Here is a 19,851-nt window from a genome sequence, read left to right as displayed (position 1 = left end):
GATCCCGAAGACGCTTTCGCCGTCTATCACCGCGAGGTGCGCGCCGCCGACGCCGCGGTCGCCGCGCTTCCCCTGGACCACACGTTCTCACGCCCGCTCCGGACCACCGACTTCAGCCTGCGCTGGGTGTACGTGCACATGATCGAGGAATACGCCCGCCACAACGGCCACGCCGATCTGCTTCGCGAACGCATCGACGGGCGCACCGGGGACTGACCCCACCGGTACTGACGGACGAAGCTCTGGTACCGGCGGTCCGGGATGCCGGGACTGGGATTCGCCGATGAACTGAGAACGAAGACCGCCCCCGGCGCGGCCTCTCATCTACGAACTCATCGCAGATGCTCGGCGACCCAGCTCGCGATCTGGGTGCGGGAATCGAAGCCGAGTTTGGTCATGATGTGGTCGACGTGGCTTTCCGCGGTGCGCACCGAGATCACCAGTTCGGCCGCGACGCGTTTGTTGCTGTATCCGGCGGCGACGAGTTCGGCCACGTCCTTCTCCCGGCGCGTGAGAACGTCCGCCGCGGCGGGTTTGGGGGCGCGCTCGACGACGATCGGCGCGGTGCCCAGCGCGTAACGCACCGCCTCGTCGGTGTCCAGCGCGGCGCCGCTGTCGAAGGCGACGCGAAACTCCTTGTCCCCCATCGCCCGATGCACCTGGTCGCGCACCTTGTCGCCGACCACCTCGGTCATCGCGTGCGCCAAGCGCTGCTTGCTGCCGCGCCGCACCGTGGACGCCGCGCCCATCAGCCGCGCCGCGCGCACCCGGTCCCCCTCCGCGGCCGATACCCACGCCAGCCCGTCGAAACCCGAAGCGGTCCAGACACATCGATCGAACAGACGGAACTGCTCCACCGCGTGCCGCAGGTCGACGGCGGCGCGGTCCTGCTCGCCGTGGCGCCAATGATTCGTACCCACCGCCCAATACGCCAGCCCGCCGAGCAGATGCGAACCGTGCTCTGCGGTCCTGGCCAGGAAGCGTTCGGCGATGGCGTCGGCGCGCTCGTCCTCGAGCACCAGAGCGCACACGTAGGCGAAGGCGAAGCTCTCCATTTCCGTGCCGTAATGCGCGACCTCGCCCGCGCGTTCGGCCGCCGTGAGCGCGATCTCCAGCGCGCGGTGCGGATCGTTGCCGCTGAAGGTCAGCAGCGCCGAGAGCAGCGTCGCCTCCACCAGCACCTCGGCGGCGTCGAGTTCGGTGGCCAACTCGACGCATTCGCGGGCGTAACGGGTGGCCTCCGCGTTGTCCGACAGCATCGCCGCGATCACCGAGGCGGCCGCGAGCGCTCTGGCCCGGTCGACGGTGTGCGCCTTGTCCTTGTCGATCGCCTCTACCAGCCAGCGGTAGCCCTCCAGCAGGAAACGGTAGTGCTCCCAGAACGGGCGCAGCTCGGTCGCGATCTCGAGCGCCCGGTGCGCGCCGTCCGGGTCGGACAACGAGAAGTGCAGCGCCGCACGCATATTGGCGTGCTCCCTGGTGACGTCGCGGAACCAGGTGACGTCGTCGCCGCCCCAGTAGGCGGTGCGGCCGCGACGGGCGATGCGGTGGTAGTGGTCGCGATGGCGGATGCGCACCGCCCGTTCGCCGCCCGCGGCGGACAGCCTGGCCAGCGCGAACTGTCGCAGCGGCTCCAGCATGGTGTAGCGGCCGCTGCCGTCGCTGTCGTGGCGGTGCCCGAGCACCGACTTCTCGACGAGACCGGTCAGCGCGTCCATCAGCGCGTCGGGCGGATCCACCACGCACACCGCCTCGGCCGCGTCCAGGTCGAAACCGCCCGCGAACACCGCGAGCTGCTCCCAGAGCCGCTGCTCGTCGGGAGTGCAGAGGTCGTAGCTCCAGCTGATCGCCGCTTCCAGCGTCTGCTGGCGGCGCGGAGCGGTGCGCAGGCCCGTGGTGAGCAGGCGCATCGCGTCGTCGAGACGGGCCAGCACCTGGTCGGGGGTGAACATCCGCAACCGCAACGCCGCCAGTTCCAGCGCGAGCGGAATGCCTTCGAGCCGACGGCAGATCGCCGCCAGGGCTCCGAGATTGGCGTCGCTGACTCGGAATTCGGGGTTGGCCGCCGCCGCACGGTCGATGAGCAAGCGTAGCGCCTCGCTCTTCTGCCCGGTGATCTCTCCGGTCAGCTCGTCGACCTCGGGGACGGGAAGCGGGGCGACCGGCATGACCTGCTCGCCGTCCACGCCGAGCGGCTCGCGGCTGGTCGCCAGGATCCGCACGCCCTCTGTGGCCGGTATCAGCCTGCTCACCAGCGCCGCGCACGCGTCGATGAGGTGTTCGCAGTTGTCCAGCACGATCAGCAGGTTCTTGTCGGCGAGGAACTCGGTGAGCCCGGCCAGCGGGGCGCTGGTCTCGTCGCGCAGGCCCAGCGCCTGCGCGACGCTCAGCGCCACCAGATTCCCGTCGTGGACGGGGGCCACCTCGACCAGCCACACCCCGTCCGGAAACGCCCGCCGAACCGATTCGCCCACCCGCCGCGACAACCGGGTCTTGCCCACACCGCCCGGCCCGGTCAGGGTGAGCAGCCGCGTGGTGGACAGCAGCCGTTTCGCCGCGGCGACCTCGTCCCCGCGTCCGACGAAGCTCGTCACCTCGGCGGGGAGATTTCCTGTCGCGTGCCGCACCACGCCGATTACCTTCGCACGTGTGACCGACACGGCGGGCGTTTTGCCGCTATTCGGGCGACGATGCCGCGCGGTTGGCGGCCCGCACCAGGGCGGCGAGCGAGGCCGTGAGCGCCGAGTCGCCGCGGCCGCAGCACCAGCCGGTCCGCTCCCGCGTCCGGTATTCCAGATAGGCGATCGCGCCTGCGCCGATCGACTGCTGAGTGAGACCCAGCACCCGCACCGGCAGGCCCGCCGCCGCCAGCGCCTCGGTGAGCGCCTCGACCGGCTCGGCCGTGTGGTGCTCCGTGGTCGAGGTCGCGCCGCCGATCGTGAGCGTGATGTCGGTGGACGCCTCGCCGGTGCGCCACTGCTTCAGCACCACCGGCGCGGGTTCGGGGTCCGCCAGGTAGGCGGCGGTGAACAGCTCGTGCAGCTCGGCCGCGCTGATCTCCAGTCCGGTGTCGTCGGCGTGCGCCTGGACGCGCCGGGCGAACTCGATCTGCCACCGCCGCGGCAGATCGAGGCCGTACTCGGTGTGCAGCAGGTAGGCGATGCCGCCCTTGCCGGACTGGGAGTTGACGCGGACGACGGCGTCGTAGGAGCGGCCGAGGTCGGCCGGGTCGATCGGCAGATACGGTACGCGCCAATCGATCTCGCGTTCCGGCCGCCCGGTCGCCGCGGCGCGGGCGCGGTGTTCGGCCATGCCCTTCTTGATGGCGTCCTGATGGGTGCCGGAGAACGCGGTGTGCACGAGCGCGCCGACGTACGGGTGACGTTCGTGGATGGGCATGCGCGTGCAGTACTCGACCGTGCGCGCGATCTCGTCCACGTCGGAGAAGTCGATCATCGGATCGACGCCTTGGGCGTGCAGGTTCAGCGCCAGCGTCGCGAGATCGACGTTGCCGGTGCGCTCGCCGTTGCCGAAGACACAGCCCTCCACCCGCTGCGCGCCGGCCAGCATCGCCAGTTCCGCGCAGGCGACGCCGGTGCCGCGGTCGTTGTGCGGGTGCACCGAGAGGATCACGCTGTCGCGGCGGGCCAGGTTGCGGTGCATGTACTCGATCTGGTCGGCGTACACGTTGGGGGTGGCCACCTCGACGGTGGCGGGCAGGTTCAGCACGACGGGCCGCCGCGGGGTGGCGTCCCACAGGGTCGTCATTCGGTCGCACAGGTCGAGCACGAAGTCGGGCTCGGTCAGGTTGAACACCTCCGGCGAGAACTCGAAACGCACCGAAGGCAGGTCACCGGCGAACTCGAGCACGTCGCGGCCGCCCGCCATGATCAGCTCGCGCAGCGCGGCGCGGTCCTTGCCGAGCACCACCTCCCGCCAGGTCGGGGCGGTGGCCGTGTACATGTGCACGACCACCTCGTTGCGCAGGCCGCGCACGGACTGCACCGTGCGTTCGATGAGATCGCGGCGGGCGGGGGTGAAGACGACGATGGTCACGTCTTCGGGAGCGAGGTCGGTCTCGGCGAGCAGCCGGACGAAATCGAAATCGGTCTGCGAGGCCGACGGGTAGCCGACCTCGATTTCCTTGTAGCCCATGGCGACGAGCAGTTCGAAGAAGCGCCGCTTCCGGTCCGGGTCCATCGGCTCGGCGAGCGCCTGATTGCCGTCGCGCAGGTCCACCGGGACCCAGAGCGGCGCCGCGGTGGTCCGAGCGTTCGGCCAATCACGTTGTGTCAGTGGGACATCCACCCGGTGGTAGTCGCCGCGATACCGGTGCGACGGCATCCGCGAATGCCGCTGCCTGTTCCAGTCCGGCGCACCGTCGGCGACGGGTCCGTCGGGTGTATCGATGGTGGGGAAAACGCTTGTGGTCATGAAGGTTTCTGCTGCTTTCCGGCCGACCCGGCCTGAGCATACGAAGCGGTGACCGGCCACGACGAAGCCCCACGGCGGGCGGCCGGTCGGTCAGGCCCCGCCGTGGCGGCTAAGCAGAAGCATGCGCGTCATGATGGCTAGACTATACACAACTCCTCAGACAAGTAGAGAGGTTCGGATGGTCTCGCAGGTTCGGAGGCACCCGCTCGCCGCGCAGGCGGCCGAGCTGCTGCTGGCCCGCGTGCGCGCGGGTGAATGGCCGCTCGGGCACCGCCTGCCCGGCGAGACGACGCTGGCCGCGCAGCTCGGCGTCGGCCGGTCGACGCTGCGCGAGGCCATCCGCGAACTGGCGGGCAAGGGCGTGCTCGACAGCCGTCAGGGCGCCGGGGTGTTCGTCACCGCGCTCGACGTGACCGAGGAGTGGGACGCGGTGCTGCGCCGCGCCGCCATCGCGTCGGTGATCGAGGCCAGGATCGCCATCGAGGCCGAGGCCGCCGCGCTCGCCGCCACCCGGCGCACGCCCGCGGACCTGCGGGCGATCCGCCGCGCGCTGGCCGCACGGGAGGCTCGGGGCGAGCCGGTCGACGAGCACGTTGACGCCGACATGGCGTTCCACCGCGCGGTCATCGTCGCCGCGCACAACGAGGTGCTCACCCAGCTCTTCGACAGCTTTCTACCCCGCCTGCGCCAAGCCATGATCGACATGCTGAAGATCCGGCCCGTGCCCTCCGAACCCGAGGACCACGAGGCGCACATCCGGCTGGCCGACGCCATCGCCCACCGAAAGCCCGCGGCGGCAGCGGAATTCAGCCGCGCCCATCTCACCGCATTGAAGGCGGCGTTCTCGTGACCGCGCCGAGGAAGGAACACCGGTGACCACACCCGTGCTCGAGCTGACCGACGTGACCTTCCGCCGCGACGGCAAACAGATCATCGACGGCATCTCGCTCACTGTGCGCGCGGGCGAACACTGGGCGCTGCTCGGACCCAACGGGGCGGGCAAGAGCACCCTGCTCGGATTCTGCGGCGCGGTGACCTTCCCCACCACGGGCACGGTGCGCATCTTCGGTGAGCGAATGGGGCGCGTCGAACTCGCCGCGCTGCGCCACGCGATCGGCCACGTCAACCCGCGGCATCCGCTGCGCTATCCGCTCACCATTCGCGAGGTCGTACGCACCGGTCTCACCGCCACCATCGACACCCCCATGCGCTGGACGCCCACTCCGGAGCAGCTACGCAGGGCCGACGCCATGATCGAGTCGGTCGGCCTGAAAGGCAAGGGGGACAACGCCTGGCCGACCCTGTCGCAGGGCGAACGCGGACGCACGCTGATCGCCCGCGCGCTCATCGCCGAACCCCGGCTGCTGCTGTTCGACGAACCGACCACCGGCCTCGACGTGGCCGCCCGCGAACAACTGCTGGAGACCATCGACGGCCTCGACCGCACCCATCCCGAAGTCGCCTCGGTCCTGGTCACCCATCACCTCGAGGAATTGCCGACCAGCACGACCCACGCCCTGCTCATCTCCTGCGGCCGCGCCGTCGCCGCGGGCCCGGCGCGCGACACCCTCACCACCGATACCGTGTCCGCGGCCTTCGACCATCCCGTCGAGGTCGCCTACGACCGCGGGCGCTGGACCGCGCGCGCGAAAGCCGACCCGCTGCACACGTTCGCGCCGTGACCCGTCAGTCGGCTCCGGTGACCGCCTGCCTCGCCTCGGCCTCGGCCAGCTCGCGCAGGGTCAGCAGCTGCTTGCGCGCCATGAAGACGTCACCGAAGGCCAGCAGGTGACCGACGAGTCGCGGTGCGCCACAGCGGATCCGGATGACGAGCCGGGTGCCGTCTCGCTCCGGCCGCACCGCGTAGGTGACCGCGATCCGGCCGGATACCAGCGTGATGTGGCGGCCGAGGACGAACGACTCCAGCCGGAACGCCGACATGAATCGCTGACCGACCTCGAGTTCGGTGAGCCGCGGGTCGCGTTCGCGCGGGCTGCGCTTGCCCCAGTTGTCCAACAGGTCGTAACTGTATGGGGCGACGCGCAATTGACACAGCCAGTGGTAGACCAGGCACGGCGACGCGGCGATGCTTATGGCCCGATCCGCTTGCAGCCCATCGGGTTCCAGCTCGTCGCACGGCTGCGGCGCGTCGCGCTCGGCTTCGGTGGCGCCCCAGACCTTTCCGGTGACGACCTTTCGATCGATCATGCCGCGGCCGCGATTCGGCCGAGCATGCGCCGCACCACGAACGCGTGGCCGCCGCTGCCGATCACCAGCGCGCGATAGATCTTGCCGTGCGGGCCAGGGAAATCCGCCCTGCTCACGGCCCGCACCCTGGTCCGGCTCGGCCCCTCGTCGTCGAGTTCGAAGACGATCTCGTAGCGGGAGAACCAGTGCTGCCCGCGCATCGCGAAGCGGGCCGGTTCATCGGCGGTGTCCAGGACGAATCCAGAGGGCACGGTGGCGGGGTCGCGCGGGTCCTTGCAGACGACTCGAAGCAGCGCTTTCCAGGTCCGGTCGCGATTCGCGTCGACTTCTCTGGCATGCTCGTCGATATAAGACAATCGCTCCATATAGAAGGAACGTACTAGTAGATGGCGCCACCCCGCAAGCACGACACCGATGTGATCCTCGACGCAGCGCGCGCCCTCGTGCTCGCCGACGGGCCGCGCGCGGCCAGCGTGGCGGCCATCGCCAAGGCCAGCGGCGCGCCGGTCGGCACGCTGTACCACCGCTTCGGCAATCGCAACGGCGTGCTCACCGCCGCCTGGCTTCGCGCGCTGGATCGCTTCCAGCAGCGGACCTTGGCGGCCGCGGACCACACCGATCCCGTCGAGGCCGGGGTCGCCATGGCGGGCGCGGCCATCCGCTTCGGCCGTGAGCTGCCCGAGGACGCGAGGCTGCTGCTCGAGCTGCGCCCGCGCGATCTGCTCGACGGCGGGCCCGACGCCGAGTTCCGCGCCCGGCTGGACCGGATGAACGCGCCGCTGATCGAACACCTGCGCCGCGTCGCCCGCGATCTGTTCGGGACGGACGGGCACCGGGAGATCGACGCGGTCAGCCGCGCGGTGGTCGACCTGCCCTACGCGGCCCTGCGCAGGCACGCGCACGCACCCGCACTGCCGGATTGGGTGGACGCCGACCTGGCCGACGCCACCCGGACCCTGCTCGAGTCGTACCGCCGCTGAGCGGCGTGTTCAGTCGCCCGCGACGAGCGCGGGAGTGAGTTCGTCGAGCCCGCCGATGACCTGAGCAGCCAGCGCCGCGGCGTCGGGATCGAGCGGATACTCCGGCCGCGGCGCGGCGATCACGCGCATGCCCGCGGCGTGCGCGGCGCGCAGCCCGTTGCTGGAGTCCTCCACCGCCGCGCAGTCAGTCGACTTCTTGCGCAGGAAGCCCGCGACCGCCACGTACACATCCGGTGCGGGCTTGCCGCGATCGACCTCCTCGGTGGAGAACGTCACGTCGAAGAACTCGATCAGCCCGGTGCGGCCGAGAACTGTGTCGATCAGCGTCCTCGGCGAGGAGCTGGCCACCCCGAGCGGCCAGTTCTCGCTCATCCGCTGGACCGCGGACACGGCGCCGGGCAGCAGCGGGACCGTCCGGTCGTAGTGCGCGGCCATCCGATCGATGACGTCGTCGGCCACCCGTTCCGGCGGCTCGCCGACCCCGAGCTCACCGCTCAGGTACTCCGACCACTCCCCCGTGCTCATGCCCATCAGCCGCTTCTGCGTATCGGGTAGCCAGCGGCCGCCTTTTTCGGCGACGTATTCGCGCCGCACCTGCTCCCAGACCGGTTCGGAGTCGATCAGCACGCCGTCCATATCGAACACGACTGCCGTAATACGCATCGGTGCAACGCCTTTCGCCGTTCGCGAGGGCACGCCCGCCGGGCCGTCACGGACCGGCCGCGCCGAGCTCGCGTGGTGTATCGGTAGACCTGATGGGTGAACGGCTACCCAGCGTAGGGGTAGCCGATTCTCGTCGCGGCCGGGGGCCGCCGGTACGCGCACCTCACCCGCCGCGGGAGCATCCGACGGGCAACCGATAACTTGTTCTCATGAACGAAGAGCAGGCCGGCGCCGCGCTGCCGAACGAGGAGCATCACGAGGGCGGGTTCCGGCCGATGACCGAGTTGATCGACGCCGCGGCCAACGACGTCGACATCTCCCGCGGCGGTCCGCACTACGGCGCCTTCATCGAGCAGGTGCGCGGCCTGATGGACCGGGCGCGGCTCTCGTCGCCCTCCGACGAGCTGGCGCTGGAGACCATCGCCGTGCTCAAGGAGCTCAACGACAAGCTCGACGCCGCGGTCGTCGACGAGTGGTCCGCACCCACCTGGACCAGGGTCGACCTGCCCGCGCGCGGCAACATCACGCTGCCGCCCTTCGTGGTGGACCGGGCGGACCGGGACGGCGTCGAGGCGCGCATCACCTTCCGCACATACCACCTCGGCGGCAACAAGGCCGCGCACGGCGGTCAGATCGCGATCGGCTTCGACGATTTGCTCGGCATGGCGGCCGCCGTGCGCGCGGGCGCGGTCACCCGCACCGCCTCGCTCACCGTCGACTATCGCTCGATCACCCCGTTGAACACCGAGCTGCGGCTGCACGCCTGGGCCGAGCGCCAGGAGGGCCGCAAGGTCTACGTGCGGGCCACCCTGCACGACGGCGATCGGCTGTGCGCCGAGGCCAACGGCCTGTTCATCGTGCTGAAGCCCGGCCAGCAGTAGACGCGGGTCAGCCGCGCGCGGTCGCGAACCGGTAGTTGGCCGGGTCCGGTGTGCGTTGCATGAGCGCCCGGTGCCGGGCGGGGGTCCAGGGCCACAGTTCCGGTCTGCCGTCCTTGCCGAGATACCAGCTCTGGCAGCCGGTGGCCCACACCGTATTGGGTAGCGCGGCGCGCAGCTGCGCGTAATAGCGCTCGGTGGCGGCCTCGGTCGGCTCGACGGTGTCGAATTCCCCCACGCACCATCGACGGATCCAGCCGAGGATGTGCTCGGCCTGGGTCTCGGCGATCAGGGTGAGCGGGTAATTGCCCACCGGACTGTGCGGTCCGATGAGCAGGAACATGTTCGGAAAGCCGGGCAGGGCAACGGTTTCGAAGGCTCGCGGACCGTCGGCCCAAACCTGGTCCAGGGTGCGGCCGTCCACGCCGGCGATGCCCATAGGCCGCATGAAGGCGTGCGCGTCGAAGCCGGTCGCCAGCACCAGCACGTCCAGGTCGTGCACGCGGCCGTCGGCCGTGACCACGCCGCGCGGCACGATGTGGTCGACGGCGCTGGTCACCACCGCCACGTCGGGCCGCTGCACGGCGCGGTAGAAGCCGCCGGAGATCACCAGCCGCTTGCACATCGGCTGGTACTCCGGTGTCAGCGCGGCGCGCAGGGCCGGGTCGCGCACCGTGCGCAGATTTGCGCGGCACAGTCCGCCGACCATGTTGCGCCTCGGCCCCGGCTCGATGAGCGCACCCATGAGGAACTCGAAGATCTTGTGGGTGACCGCGTAGCCGAGCTCGTCGAGTACCGGGAAACGGCGGTGCGCGGCGCGGGTGAGCCGGGAGTAGCGGCCGTTCGGCAGCGGCGCGACCCACTGCGCCGTGCGCTGGAACATGATCAGCCGCCCCGGTTTTCCGGCCAGATCGGTCACGATCTGCACACCGGTCGAGCCGGTGCCGAGCACACCGACGCGCTTGCCGGTCAACTCGACGCCGTGATCCCAGCGCGCCGAATGGAACGCCGCGCCCGCGAAGTCGTCCAAGCCGCGCAGGTCCGGCGTGCGGGGGTGATGCAGGAGGCCGGTGGCGCACAGCACGAAGTCGTAGCGCTCCCGCGCTCCCGCCGCGGTCGTCACCGTCCACCGGCCGTCCACGAACTCCGCACCGCACACCTCCGCGCCGAACCGGGTTCTGCCCGCCAGCCCGTACTCGCGCGCCACCCGCGTGAAGTACTCCTCGATCTCGGCTCCCGGGGCGAAGAACCGCGACCAGTCCGGATTCTTCGCGAATCGGAACTGGTAGAACCGCGACGGCACATCACAGGTCAACCCGGGATAGGTGTTCTCACGCCAGGTGCCGCCGAACCGATCGGACTTCTCGAAGATCGTGACATCGCGAAAACCGGCGCGCAGCAGAGTGATCGCCATACAGATGCCCGACATTCCCGCGCCGATCACCGCGATCGCCGGTTCGCGCGGCGCGCTCATGGTTCGGCTCTCCGTTCAGCGAGGAGACGCCACGCACGGACCGGATCCGCTATCGATTCGCTCTGTGCCGCTATCGCCTCGGCGGGCACCAGCCCGCGTACGTCCAGTGTCAGCCCGGCCGCGTCCAGCAGCCACGCCGAGCGCCGCCGGGCGATGACGTCGGCGAGAGCGAAGCGTCGCGGCGTTGCTGTCATACTCCAACGCTATGACGTGCGGCCGCCCGGCGGAAGGTCTCGAGCCGGCGGGTCGATTCGTTCGGACACCGCGGCTCACCGTTCGACCATGGCTCGGATTCCGCGGCGTGCGATGGCCGCGAAATCGTCCGTGCGCATCATCGGCGGTGACAGTCGGCCTCGCGAGGTCCCGCAATGGACGTGAACGCCCGCCGCCGACACCACACCAGAATTGCGCTGGATGTAAGCGTGCCTCCGACATCTTATCCAGAATGGAATCCGCGGCCTTCGCCGAGAATCGCTGAACCACAACGTAGTTCGAGCCGCCACCGCCGATCGCGTGCTTTCCGCTCCGGAATCGGTTCACGGCAGCGCCCAGAGATCAGCGCCGAGCCAGAACGCGAAGCCGACGAGGCCATCGGTCCGGCGACGCGCGCGGCCGCGATTCCGAAGAGGTTTCCCGCACCGATGGACGTGACAAGTGACCTCGATCCGGCGCCGCGCGGCAGTGCGGCCGAGGCGGCAGTATTCTCCGACGGGCACGAGTTCCGCGGGACCAAGAGGATGCATCGATGTCGTCGCCGATACCGGGAGTCGCGGCCTGGGCGACGATCGGCTACGTCACGGTTCTCCTGCCGGTTCGGTTATGGCTCGGCGGCGACACTGTCATCGATCGGCTCGTGAACCACACAGGCCTGTGGAGCATCGCGACCCTGCTGATATACCGGTGCGCGTCGACGCCGACCATCGATGACCCAGCGAATCAGCTTGCGATGGGCGGCGTTCTCATGACCGCCACGTACCAGTACAGCATCGGTCGGCTCGTCGGCGCCGATGCCGAGCCGGATACCGTATGGCGCCGCCAGCGCAACACCGCTGTCCTCGCCTTGGCCGTGACGGCCTCGATAGGCCTGGCCGCGACATCGGCGGGATACTCGGGACGACCGGTCGACCTGCGCCTCGCCGGGGTTGGACTGGGCATCGGTTGCGCCTTCGCCGTCACTTACAACACGTTCGTGCTCACTCGCACGCTCCTCGGCCCACTTCGCGATGTCGATACCCCCCGCGCGGCGCGGATCGTGTGCGTCGTCCTGATCGGCAGCAATGCCGTTCTCTGTGGTGCGCTGGCCCTCTGGCTCTTCCAGCCGGCCACCGCATGGCCCGATGGACCACAAGCGTCGCTGGTCCAGGCCGCATTCACCCTGTGGGTCGCGACCAATACGACGCTGCACGCGATACCGCTGGTCGCGGAGCTGACGCTCCGAGCGGGTATGGATCGCGCTACCAGGACCTGCCGTCGGCTGTTGCCGCTGTGGCGTGATCTCACCGCTGCGGTCCCGCAAATCGTCATGCCCGCCGATACGCGGCACGGATCGGATCCGGCCACCCGCCTACTGCGAATGACCGTGGAGATCCGCGACGCGATGCTCCACCTAGGCCCTTACCTCCCGCCCGAAACCGATGAAACGCAACGCAATACCGTGCGAGCGCGCGAACCTGACCGGGATCTCGCCGATTACGCCCATCGGCTGATACGGGCAGCCCAAGCCAGAAGGGCGGGCCTACCGCCCGCCGGCACCAGCGCACCACCGCCGATGCCCGTGGTCGCGCACGATTTCGACACCGAGCTCGCGCACCTGATCGACCTGGCCCGCGTCTGGCCGCAGGCCACGGCCGCGGTGGAATCAGCCGATCGCACAGCGCGCGGTGCATCGCCGGTCCGCGGTTCGCCGACGACCGGCTGACCTGGTCGGCCGCGAACCGGCAATCGCGCAAGACTCGGGATGCAGACACGCGTTTCATCGGTGGCAGGTGGGCCATCGAGGGGGTACCGTCGTGGTGCAGGTGGTCGCGGACGATGGCATCACGCCGGGGTTGCACTCGGTGCAACTGCGCGTGAGATGTCTTATCCAGAATGGAATCCGGAGCCTGATCACGGAAAGTGTTGCTCCGCAGCCGAATTCGCGGGCATGCCGCCCTTCCTGGCCGAAATTGCATGCGGTGCAACTTTGCAGTGTGTGTCAGGTTCGCCGGCCGACCGCGCGGGCCGACCGGCGAAACCCTCAGCGGTTCGGGAAGTGCACCGCCCGGTACTCGCCGAATCGTTCGTCGACCTGATCCGCGGTCAGGCCGAAATCGCCGAGCGTGTACCGGTGTGACGGTCGCGCCGCGCCCGTGGTGCTCTCCGCGTGCAACGCCGCCATCGCCGCCTCCGCCTCGGCGCTCAGCGGAAGGCCGAAGTGCCGGTAGACGGAGCGCACCGTGTCGATCGGGTCGGCGACGAAGTCGTCGTAGTACACGTCGACGAACTGATCGGCGTTGTGCCGCTTGCGATCTTCCAGGAAGCGCTGCGCGCCGCGGGCCCACAGATCCAGCTGGGTCCGGCCGACCACGGGACCGCGGAACTTCTCCGACCACCCCGCCGACGCCTGCTCGTTGAGGCTGCACACCGAGGCGATGATCGTGCGGGGATCGCGGTGCATCTGGATGATCAGCGCGTCCGGATACACCTCGAAGATCGCGTCCAAGGCGAACAGGTGGCTCGGATTCTTCAGTACCCAGCGGCGATTCGCGTCCGGCAGACCGATCAGTTGCAGATTGCGCCGGTGCCTGCGATAGGCGTCGGTCCAGTCCTGGCCCGCCAGCCACTCCGAATATCCGGGCAGATAGGCCAGGCATTCGTAGGACACCGACATGGCCGACTGCCGCAGCAGCTGCCAGCACTCCTCCACCTGATCGGCCGAGATGTGGTGCACGCCCATGAACTCGGGATGCTCCACGTGGTGCTTCTCGAACGCCGCCTCGATACGCTGGTACACCGGGTTCCCGGCCCAGGTCTCGCGCGGCGGCCGGGGCTGAGGCATCTCGGTGAGCCACATCTCCAGACCCTGGTGCGCGGGGTCGGCATTGAGCAGCCGATGCACGGCCGTGGTCCCGGACCGCGGCAGACCGGTGACGAAGACGGGCCGTTCGATCGCGACGTCGGCGTGCTCGGGATGCCGCTGCCAGGCGTTCTCGCTGAGCAGCCTGGCGATCAGCGCGCCGCGCAGGAACGCGCGATTGACCTTGTTGCCGAACGGCGTCAGCTCGGCGTCCGCGGCGTAGGAGTCCAGAAGTACCTGGAGCCCTTCGCGATAGTCGTCGTCACCGAAATCGTCGAGCCCGACCACCTTGGTCGCCGAGGCGTGCAGATCCTCGACGGTGCCGACGTCGTCCCTGCCGATCATGCTGTGCTCTCTCCTCATCGGTGGTGTTCGATCAGTGGTGGTACTCGCCGCAATTGACATCCAGACACGCGCCGGTGATCGCCCGCGCCAGCGGCGAGGCGAAGAAGACGACGGCGTCGGCGATCTCGTCGGGCTCGGGCAGCTTGCGCAGGTCGATGGTCGACGCGGTCTCGGCGTAGACCTCTTCCGGCGTGATCCCCCGCTGCTGGGCGAGGTAGTTGAAGTACCACTTCAGGTTGTCCGCCCAGATGTAGCCAGGGGCAACGGAATTCACCCGGATGCCTTTGGGGCCCAGTTCGGTCGCCAGGCTCTGCGCCAGGGCCAGCAGGCTGGACTTGGCCATCTTGTACGGGCCGAAGGTGCGCCGGGAGTGCCGCAGCACGGCCGAATTGATCATCACCACCGAGCCTTTCGTCTCGGTGAGCGCGGGCACGAACAACCGGGTCAGGCGCAGCGCGGCCAGTACGTTCGTCTCGAACCCGGCCCGCACCTGATCCAGGTCGACCACGGCCAGATCCGCCAGCGGCGGGATGGCGAAGGCGTTGTTCACCAGCGTGTCGACCCGGCCGAACGCACTGGTGGCCGTCTCGACCAGATTCGTCACCGCCGCTTCGTCGTTGATGTCGGTGGGCACCACCACGGCACGCCTGCCGACCTCGGCGATCTCTTTGGCGACCTCGGTCAGCCGCGATTCGGTGCGCGACGCGAGCACCACGTCCGCGCCCGCCTTGGCCGCCTGCACCGCGATGGCCCTGCCGAGCCCCGGTCCCACGCCGGAGACCACAACCACCCTGTCCTGCAACAACATCAGCCGAGCATCCTCTCCGCGACGGCGACCTGACGGGCCGCGATCCGTGCTTTCCATTCCTCGGGCGTCACCCGCGCCCGCTCGTAAAATGCCAGCCGCGTGGGTAATTCGTCGACCGTCACGATCTCCACGGTCGGCCCGTCCTCGGGTTTGAGATCGCGGGAGAGCCGCTGCCAGCGGAACTGGAGGTAACCCCTTGCGTGCCCGGTGCGCTCGATCCAGTTCGCCAGGCCGGGGTCGCGCTCGCTGACCACCAGCCGGATCATCCCGTCCGGATCGACGCGGGCCTGGTCGGCGGTGAGGCTGGTCTGGTGGTTGATGTAGTCCAGCGACAGGTACCACATGCTGCCCAGCTGGAAGCCCTGGTAAGGGGCGTCCGACTTGGGGACCGTTATGATCATGGCCTGGTCGTCGGCCAGCTCGTAGTGCCCCGCCGAGGAGAACTGGGTGGTGAGCCCGCCCGGGGTGGAGCGCGGTTCGGTCATCGTGTTCACCGGCAGGTTCAGATAGAACCACTCCGGGAACGCCAGGAACGTCTTCAGCCGGGAGAGCAGCATCTTGCCCGCGATCCCGTAGCGCTTGGTCAGCAGATCCTTGGTGAGCGGGGGCGGCGCGTCGCCGATCGTGTCGACGCGCTGAATGCGCAGGGTGCCCGGCTTCTCGGTGGACCAGTCGCTGAACACCTCGCGCACGACCAGCATCGCCGAGTCCGGCGCAAGGTGCACGTAGCCGGGCCGCGCCTCGCCCGGTCCGAGCCGCAGCCGGTAGGAGCCGTCGGCCGCGACATCCAGCGCCCGGTCGTCGAAAGCGGTCTCGCTGTCGGGCACGTCGACCGGCGAGTAGTTGCCGTTGAGCACCTGGAAGCTGAGGTCCCTGGTGGTGCCGCGAGTGCCGGTCACCAGGTATTCCGCGTCCGGCCGCAGATAGGCGTGGAAGTACAGGGTGTCGGGGTTGTCCAGGCCCATCTTGGTGTACGGGCCGGTCGACTGGACGAAGAACGGGAAGTCCCGCTCGTAGGCCCACGCCATCTGCAGGGCCGCGCGAATGCTGCCCGCGAGGTAGTCGTAGCCCTCGACGAGGTCCTGTTCGGTTCGTATGTGTGGCGCTTCGGTGATGATCTGCTCGGCGGCGGCGATCGCGTCCGCGAACGGCTGGGTCAGCAAGAGGCTCTCCCGGGTGGTCCAAATATGTACCGCTCTGGTACATTTCGATACGAGCAAGATTAGAACGTGTTCTAGGAGTTGTCCATGGTCGCGCGCCGATCCGCCCCCACCGAACGGGTGGTTCAGCTACTGGATTTCCTCGTCGAGCAGCGCGGCAAGCGCTTCGGGCTCTCCGAGCTGGCCCGCGAACTGAACATGGCCAAGCCCACCTGCCTGGGCATTCTCACCGAGCTGACCGCGGGCGGCTACCTGGTGCGCGATCCGCACACCCACGTCTACGGCCTCGGCCCCGCGCTGATCGCGGCGGGCAGGGTCGCCCAGGACGGCTTCGCCATCTCGGCCATCGCCCGCGCCGAGCTGGCCGAACTCAGCGCGCGATACCGCACCACCTGCACGGCGTCGGCGGTGGTCGGCGACCGGATCTCGGTACTGGAGAGCACCGGCCCCGGCGTGGTGAAGATGGGCGCGTCCTACCACTTCGCGCCGCCCGTCGGCCTGATGTACGTGCTGTGGGACACCGACGCGGCATTCGACGCGTGGCTGGCCATCCCGCCCACCGTCCCGCTCCAGCAGGACGAGGCGCGGTTGCGCCAAGTGGTCGCCGAGTGCCGCGAGCGCGGCTACCTGGTCGAAAGCCTGACCGCGGCCGGGCGGCGACTGTACTCGCTGCTGGCGGGCGTCGCCGCCCGCGACCTGCCCGCCGAGCTGCGCGAACTGGTCGGCGAGCTGGTCACCAGCCTGGGCGAACGGGTGTATCTCGGCGCCGATCTCCGGCCCCGCAAGGAGCACCCCGTGAGCCTGCTCGCCGCGCCGACCTTCGGCGGCGACGGCAGGCAGAACATGGTGCTCACGATGTATGTCGGCGCGTCCATCACCGGCGCCGAAATCGCCAGGCGCGGAGCGGCATTGGTCGCCGCGGCGGACGCGGTGACCAGCGCGTCCGGCGGTCGCAAACCGATCTGATACCGCACGGCGGGCCGCCCAAGACCGCCCCGGGCGCGACGTACCGCGACGGCGCGGCGCGGCCGAACCGTTGACCGCTGACCGAAACGTGTTCTAGTTTTGGGGCGTGAGCCAGTACGCAAAGTCGACGGCGAGCACCTACGAGCTGCCTCATCTCGCGGCGCTCGAGGCCGAGTCGGCGCACATATTCCGTGAAGTGGCAGCCACCTTCGAACGCCCGGTGCTGCTGTTCTCCGGCGGCAAGGATTCGGTGGTGATGCTGCACTTGGCGGCCAAGGCCTTCTGGCCGGCGCCGCTGCCGTTCCCGGTGCTGCACATCGACACCGGGCACAACTTCGACGAGGTCATCGAGTTCCGCGACCGCACCGTCGAGCGCCTCGGCCTGCGTTTGATCGTCGGCCGGGTACAGGACGACATCGATGCGGGCCGGGTCGTCGAGGACACCGGCCCGCGCGCCTCGCGCAACCGGCTACAGACCAGCACGCTGCTGCGTAGCATCCGGGAGGGCGGCTTCGACGCGGTCTTCGGCGGCGCCCGCCGCGACGAGGAGAAGGCGCGCGCCAAGGAGCGGGTCTTCAGCTTCCGCGACGAATACGGACAGTGGGACCCGCGCGCCCAGCGCCCGGAGCTGTGGAATCTGTACAACGGCAGGCACCGCCCCGGCGAGCACATCCGGGTCTTCCCGCTCTCCAACTGGACCGAACTGGATATCTGGAGCTACCTCGCGGCCGAGGAGATCGAGCTTCCCTCGCTGTATTACGCGCATCGCCGCCCCGTCGTGCAACGCGACGGAATGTTGCTGGCGCACACCAGGTTCCTGCGGTTGCTCGACGGCGAGCGGCCCTACGAGGCGACCGTGCGCTTCCGCACCGTCGGCGACGCGACCTGCACCGGATGCGTGGAATCCACCGCGGCCACCCCCGCCGAGGTGGTCGCCGAGGTCGCCGCCGCCCGCGTCACCGAACGCGGCGCCACCCGCGCCGACGACCGCATCTCCGAGGCGGGCATGGAAGATCGCAAACGAGAAGGGTACTTCTGATGGCCACCACCCTGCTGCGCCTCGCCACCGCGGGCAGCGTCGACGACGGCAAGTCGACCCTGATCGGCCGTCTGCTCTACGACTCCAAGACGATCTTCACCGATCAACTCGCCGCCGTCGAGCGCACCAGCCGCGAGCGCGGCGACGACTACCCGGATCTGGCGCTGCTGACCGACGGATTGCGCGCGGAACGCGAACAAGGCATCACCATCGACGTGGCACACCGGTACTTCGCCACGCCGCGGCGCAAGTTCATCATCGCCGACACCCCCGGGCACATTCAGTACACCCGCAACATGGTGACCGGCGCGTCCACCGCCGACGTCGCGCTGATCCTGGTCGACGCGCGCAAGGGCGTGGTGGAACAGACTCGCCGCCACGCCTTCCTGGCCAGCCTGCTCGGCATACCGCACCTGGTGCTGTGCGTGAACAAGATGGATCTGGTCGGCTGGTCCCAGCAGCGGTTCACCGAGATCCGCGAGGAATTCGCCGGTTTCGCCACCAAGCTCGAGGTCGCCGACCTGTCCTTCATCCCGGTCTCGGCGCTGCAAGGCGACAACATCGTGCACCACGGCGCCAGCATGCCCTGGTACGAGGGCACTCCCCTGCTGCACCACCTGGAGGAGTTGCACATCGCCTCCGACCGCAATCTCATCGATGCGCGCTTTCCGGTGCAGTATGTGACCCGCAGGCACGGCCAGGACTTCCGCGGTTACGCGGGCACCGTGGCGGGCGGGGTGTTCAAGCCGGGTGACGAAGTGGCCGTGCTGCCTTCGGGTTTCACCACCACCGTCGCGGCGATCTGGGGGCCGGGCGGCGTCCCGGTCGCCGAAGCCTTTCCCCCGCAGGCGATCACGATGCAGCTCGCCGACGAGATCGACATCTCGCGTGGCGATCTGATCTGCCGCCCGGCCAACCGGCCGCTGGTGGGCCGCGACATCGACGCCATGGTGTGCTGGTTCGCCGAGGACTCGGCGCTGACGCCGGGCGCCAGGTACACGGTGCGCCACACCACCCGCGCCGCGACCGCGGAGGTCCGCAGCCTCGACTACCGGCTCGACGTGAACACCCTGCACCGCGACGAGCACGCGGAATCGTTGTCGCTCAACGAGATCGGACGCATCCAGCTGCGCACCCGGCAGCCGCTGCTCTTCGACCCGTACCGCCGCAATCGTTCGACCGGCAGCTTCATCCTGGTCGACGAGGCGACGAACAACACCGTCGCCGCGGGCATGATCACCGGTCCGACGCTGCCCTCGGCCCGGGTGGTCTGGCACTCCACCGCGGTCGGCCGCGAGGAGCGCGCCACCCGTGGAGCGACGGTCTGGCTCACGGGTCTGTCCGGATCCGGAAAGTCCACGGTCGCGGTCGAACTGGAGCGGCGGCTGGTGGCGTCGGGGCGTCCCGCGTTCCTGCTGGACGGTGACAACCTGCGTCACGGTTTGAACGCCGATCTCGGTTTCTCCGCCGAGGACCGGGCCGAGAACATCCGTCGCGTCGGCGAGGTGGCCCGGTTGTTCGCCGAAGCCGGTGTCGTGGCGGTGGTTTCGCTGATCAGCCCGTACCGCGCCGACCGCGAACGGGTGCGCGCCGCGCACGAGGCGGCCGGGCTCCCGTTCGTCGAGGTGTTCGTCGACACGCCGCTGGAGATCTGCGAGGCGCGCGACCCGAAGGGCATGTACGCCAAGGCGAGGGCGGGCGAGATCCGCGGCTTCACCGGCATCGACGATCCGTACGAGGCGCCCACCGCACCGGATCTGGCGCTGCGCCCCGCCGACGGCGACCCGGCCGCCATGGCCGCGACCATCCTTTCCCGACTGGACACCCTGGACTGACCGTAC

19 protein-coding genes are annotated in these 19,851 nt (G+C 69.4%); 9 read left to right on the top strand and 10 right to left on the bottom strand.

Translation table 11 applies throughout. The features are described 5' to 3' along the window. Positions 1-216, top strand: a 216-nt coding sequence (locus NX1_RS05100; RefSeq protein WP_157119548.1) for a mycothiol transferase, incomplete at its 5' end; no start/stop codon positions are given. Between the two features lie 116 nt (positions 217-332). Here the strand turns inward: NX1_RS05100 and NX1_RS05095 are convergent. After that, positions 333-2,660: an ATP-binding protein gene (locus NX1_RS05095; RefSeq protein ID WP_245668327.1), complete on the bottom strand. Its 2,328-nt coding sequence runs from the start codon at positions 2,658-2,660 to the stop codon at positions 333-335. 16 nt (positions 2,661-2,676) lie between these two features. Further along, positions 2,677-4,344 carry a 2-isopropylmalate synthase gene (locus NX1_RS05090; protein ID WP_245668329.1) on the bottom strand — a complete coding sequence of 556 codons (1,668 nt, stop codon included), beginning with the start codon at positions 4,342-4,344 and terminating at the stop codon, positions 2,677-2,679. Positions 4,345-4,612: 268 nt separating this feature from the next. Here NX1_RS05090 and NX1_RS05085 point away from each other — a divergent pair, with 268 nt between their 5' ends. Both NX1_RS05085 and NX1_RS05080 read left to right on the top strand, forming a co-directional pair. After that, entirely contained in the window at positions 4,613-5,284 is a 672-nt protein-coding gene (locus NX1_RS05085) for a FadR/GntR family transcriptional regulator (RefSeq protein ID WP_068054532.1), read from the top strand. Between the two features lie 22 nt (positions 5,285-5,306). Further along, positions 5,307-6,116, top strand: coding sequence for an ABC transporter ATP-binding protein (locus NX1_RS05080; RefSeq protein WP_068054529.1), 810 nt, complete (start codon positions 5,307-5,309; stop codon positions 6,114-6,116). A gap of 4 nt (positions 6,117-6,120) precedes the next feature. On the opposite strand, the gene NX1_RS05075 is transcribed toward NX1_RS05080, so the two are convergent. Both NX1_RS05075 and NX1_RS05070 read right to left on the bottom strand, forming a co-directional pair. Further along, complete coding sequence (locus NX1_RS05075; protein ID WP_068054526.1) at positions 6,121-6,642, bottom strand: hypothetical protein; 522 nt, start codon at positions 6,640-6,642, stop codon at positions 6,121-6,123. Then, the gene (locus tag NX1_RS05070) at positions 6,639-7,007 is read right to left on the bottom strand and encodes a hypothetical protein (protein WP_068054522.1); all 369 of its coding nucleotides are present in this window, start codon (positions 7,005-7,007) and stop codon (positions 6,639-6,641) included. The genes NX1_RS05075 and NX1_RS05070 overlap by 4 nt, the downstream gene beginning before the upstream one ends. A 21-nt stretch (positions 7,008-7,028) precedes the next feature. On the opposite strand from NX1_RS05070, the gene NX1_RS05065 reads away from it, so the two are divergent. Continuing rightward, positions 7,029-7,622 carry a TetR/AcrR family transcriptional regulator gene (locus NX1_RS05065; RefSeq protein WP_068054519.1) on the top strand — a complete coding sequence of 198 codons (594 nt, stop codon included), beginning with the start codon at positions 7,029-7,031 and terminating at the stop codon, positions 7,620-7,622. Between the two features lie 9 nt (positions 7,623-7,631). On the opposite strand, the gene NX1_RS05060 is transcribed toward NX1_RS05065, so the two are convergent. Then, a complete protein-coding gene (locus NX1_RS05060) occupies positions 7,632-8,285 on the bottom strand; it encodes an HAD family hydrolase (protein WP_068054516.1) in 654 nt (217 codons plus the stop codon). A gap of 209 nt (positions 8,286-8,494) precedes the next feature. Between NX1_RS05060 and NX1_RS05055 the strand changes: the two genes are divergently transcribed. Next, positions 8,495-9,166 carry a PaaI family thioesterase gene (locus tag NX1_RS05055; RefSeq protein WP_068054512.1) on the top strand — a complete coding sequence of 224 codons (672 nt, stop codon included), beginning with the start codon at positions 8,495-8,497 and terminating at the stop codon, positions 9,164-9,166. Between the two features lie 7 nt (positions 9,167-9,173). On the opposite strand, the gene NX1_RS05050 is transcribed toward NX1_RS05055, so the two are convergent. Both NX1_RS05050 and NX1_RS36000 read right to left on the bottom strand, forming a co-directional pair. Then, positions 9,174-10,637 carry a flavin-containing monooxygenase gene (locus NX1_RS05050; RefSeq protein ID WP_068054509.1) on the bottom strand — a complete coding sequence of 488 codons (1,464 nt, stop codon included), beginning with the start codon at positions 10,635-10,637 and terminating at the stop codon, positions 9,174-9,176. After that, a complete protein-coding gene (locus NX1_RS36000) occupies positions 10,634-10,831 on the bottom strand; it encodes a hypothetical protein (protein ID WP_157119547.1) in 198 nt (65 codons plus the stop codon). Before NX1_RS36000 ends, NX1_RS05050 begins: the two co-directional genes overlap by 4 nt. Before the next feature lie 551 nt (positions 10,832-11,382). Between NX1_RS36000 and NX1_RS05045 the strand changes: the two genes are divergently transcribed. Continuing rightward, positions 11,383-12,555: an MAB_1171c family putative transporter gene (locus NX1_RS05045; protein WP_068054506.1), complete on the top strand. Its 1,173-nt coding sequence runs from the start codon at positions 11,383-11,385 to the stop codon at positions 12,553-12,555. A gap of 318 nt (positions 12,556-12,873) precedes the next feature. Here NX1_RS05045 and NX1_RS05040 read toward each other — a convergent pair whose 3' ends face one another. From NX1_RS05040 to NX1_RS05030, 3 genes are read right to left on the bottom strand one after another with little or no spacing between them, the layout of a single operon-like run. After that, positions 12,874-14,037, bottom strand: coding sequence for a sulfotransferase family protein (locus NX1_RS05040; protein WP_068054503.1), 1,164 nt, complete (start codon positions 14,035-14,037; stop codon positions 12,874-12,876). Positions 14,038-14,068: 31 nt separating this feature from the next. Further along, positions 14,069-14,845, bottom strand: a complete 777-nt coding sequence (locus tag NX1_RS05035; RefSeq protein ID WP_068054501.1) for an SDR family oxidoreductase — start codon at positions 14,843-14,845, stop codon at positions 14,069-14,071. After that, positions 14,845-16,008, bottom strand: a complete 1,164-nt coding sequence (locus tag NX1_RS05030; RefSeq protein WP_068054498.1) for a hypothetical protein — start codon at positions 16,006-16,008, stop codon at positions 14,845-14,847. The genes NX1_RS05035 and NX1_RS05030 overlap by 1 nt, the downstream gene beginning before the upstream one ends. A gap of 84 nt (positions 16,009-16,092) precedes the next feature. Here NX1_RS05030 and NX1_RS05025 point away from each other — a divergent pair, with 84 nt between their 5' ends. From NX1_RS05025 to cysC, 3 genes are all read left to right on the top strand, one after another. After that, positions 16,093-16,971, top strand: coding sequence for a helix-turn-helix domain-containing protein (locus NX1_RS05025; RefSeq protein ID WP_068054592.1), 879 nt, complete (start codon positions 16,093-16,095; stop codon positions 16,969-16,971). Between the two features lie 106 nt (positions 16,972-17,077). After that, entirely contained in the window at positions 17,078-18,010 is a 933-nt protein-coding gene (cysD, locus tag NX1_RS05020; protein ID WP_068054496.1) for a sulfate adenylyltransferase subunit CysD, read from the top strand. After that, on the top strand, positions 18,010-19,845 hold the full coding sequence (gene cysC / locus NX1_RS05015) for an adenylyl-sulfate kinase (RefSeq protein WP_068054493.1): 1,836 nt from the start codon (positions 18,010-18,012) through the stop codon (positions 19,843-19,845). Before cysD ends, cysC begins: the two co-directional genes overlap by 1 nt. Positions 19,846-19,851 lie beyond the last annotated feature (6 nt).

The organism is Nocardia xishanensis NBRC 101358 (assembly GCF_001613365.1).
GTDB lineage: Bacteria > Actinomycetota > Actinomycetes > Mycobacteriales > Mycobacteriaceae > Nocardia > Nocardia xishanensis.
Note: the sequence above shows the minus strand (reverse complement) of the source record. Positions and strands in the feature narration are given on the sequence as shown.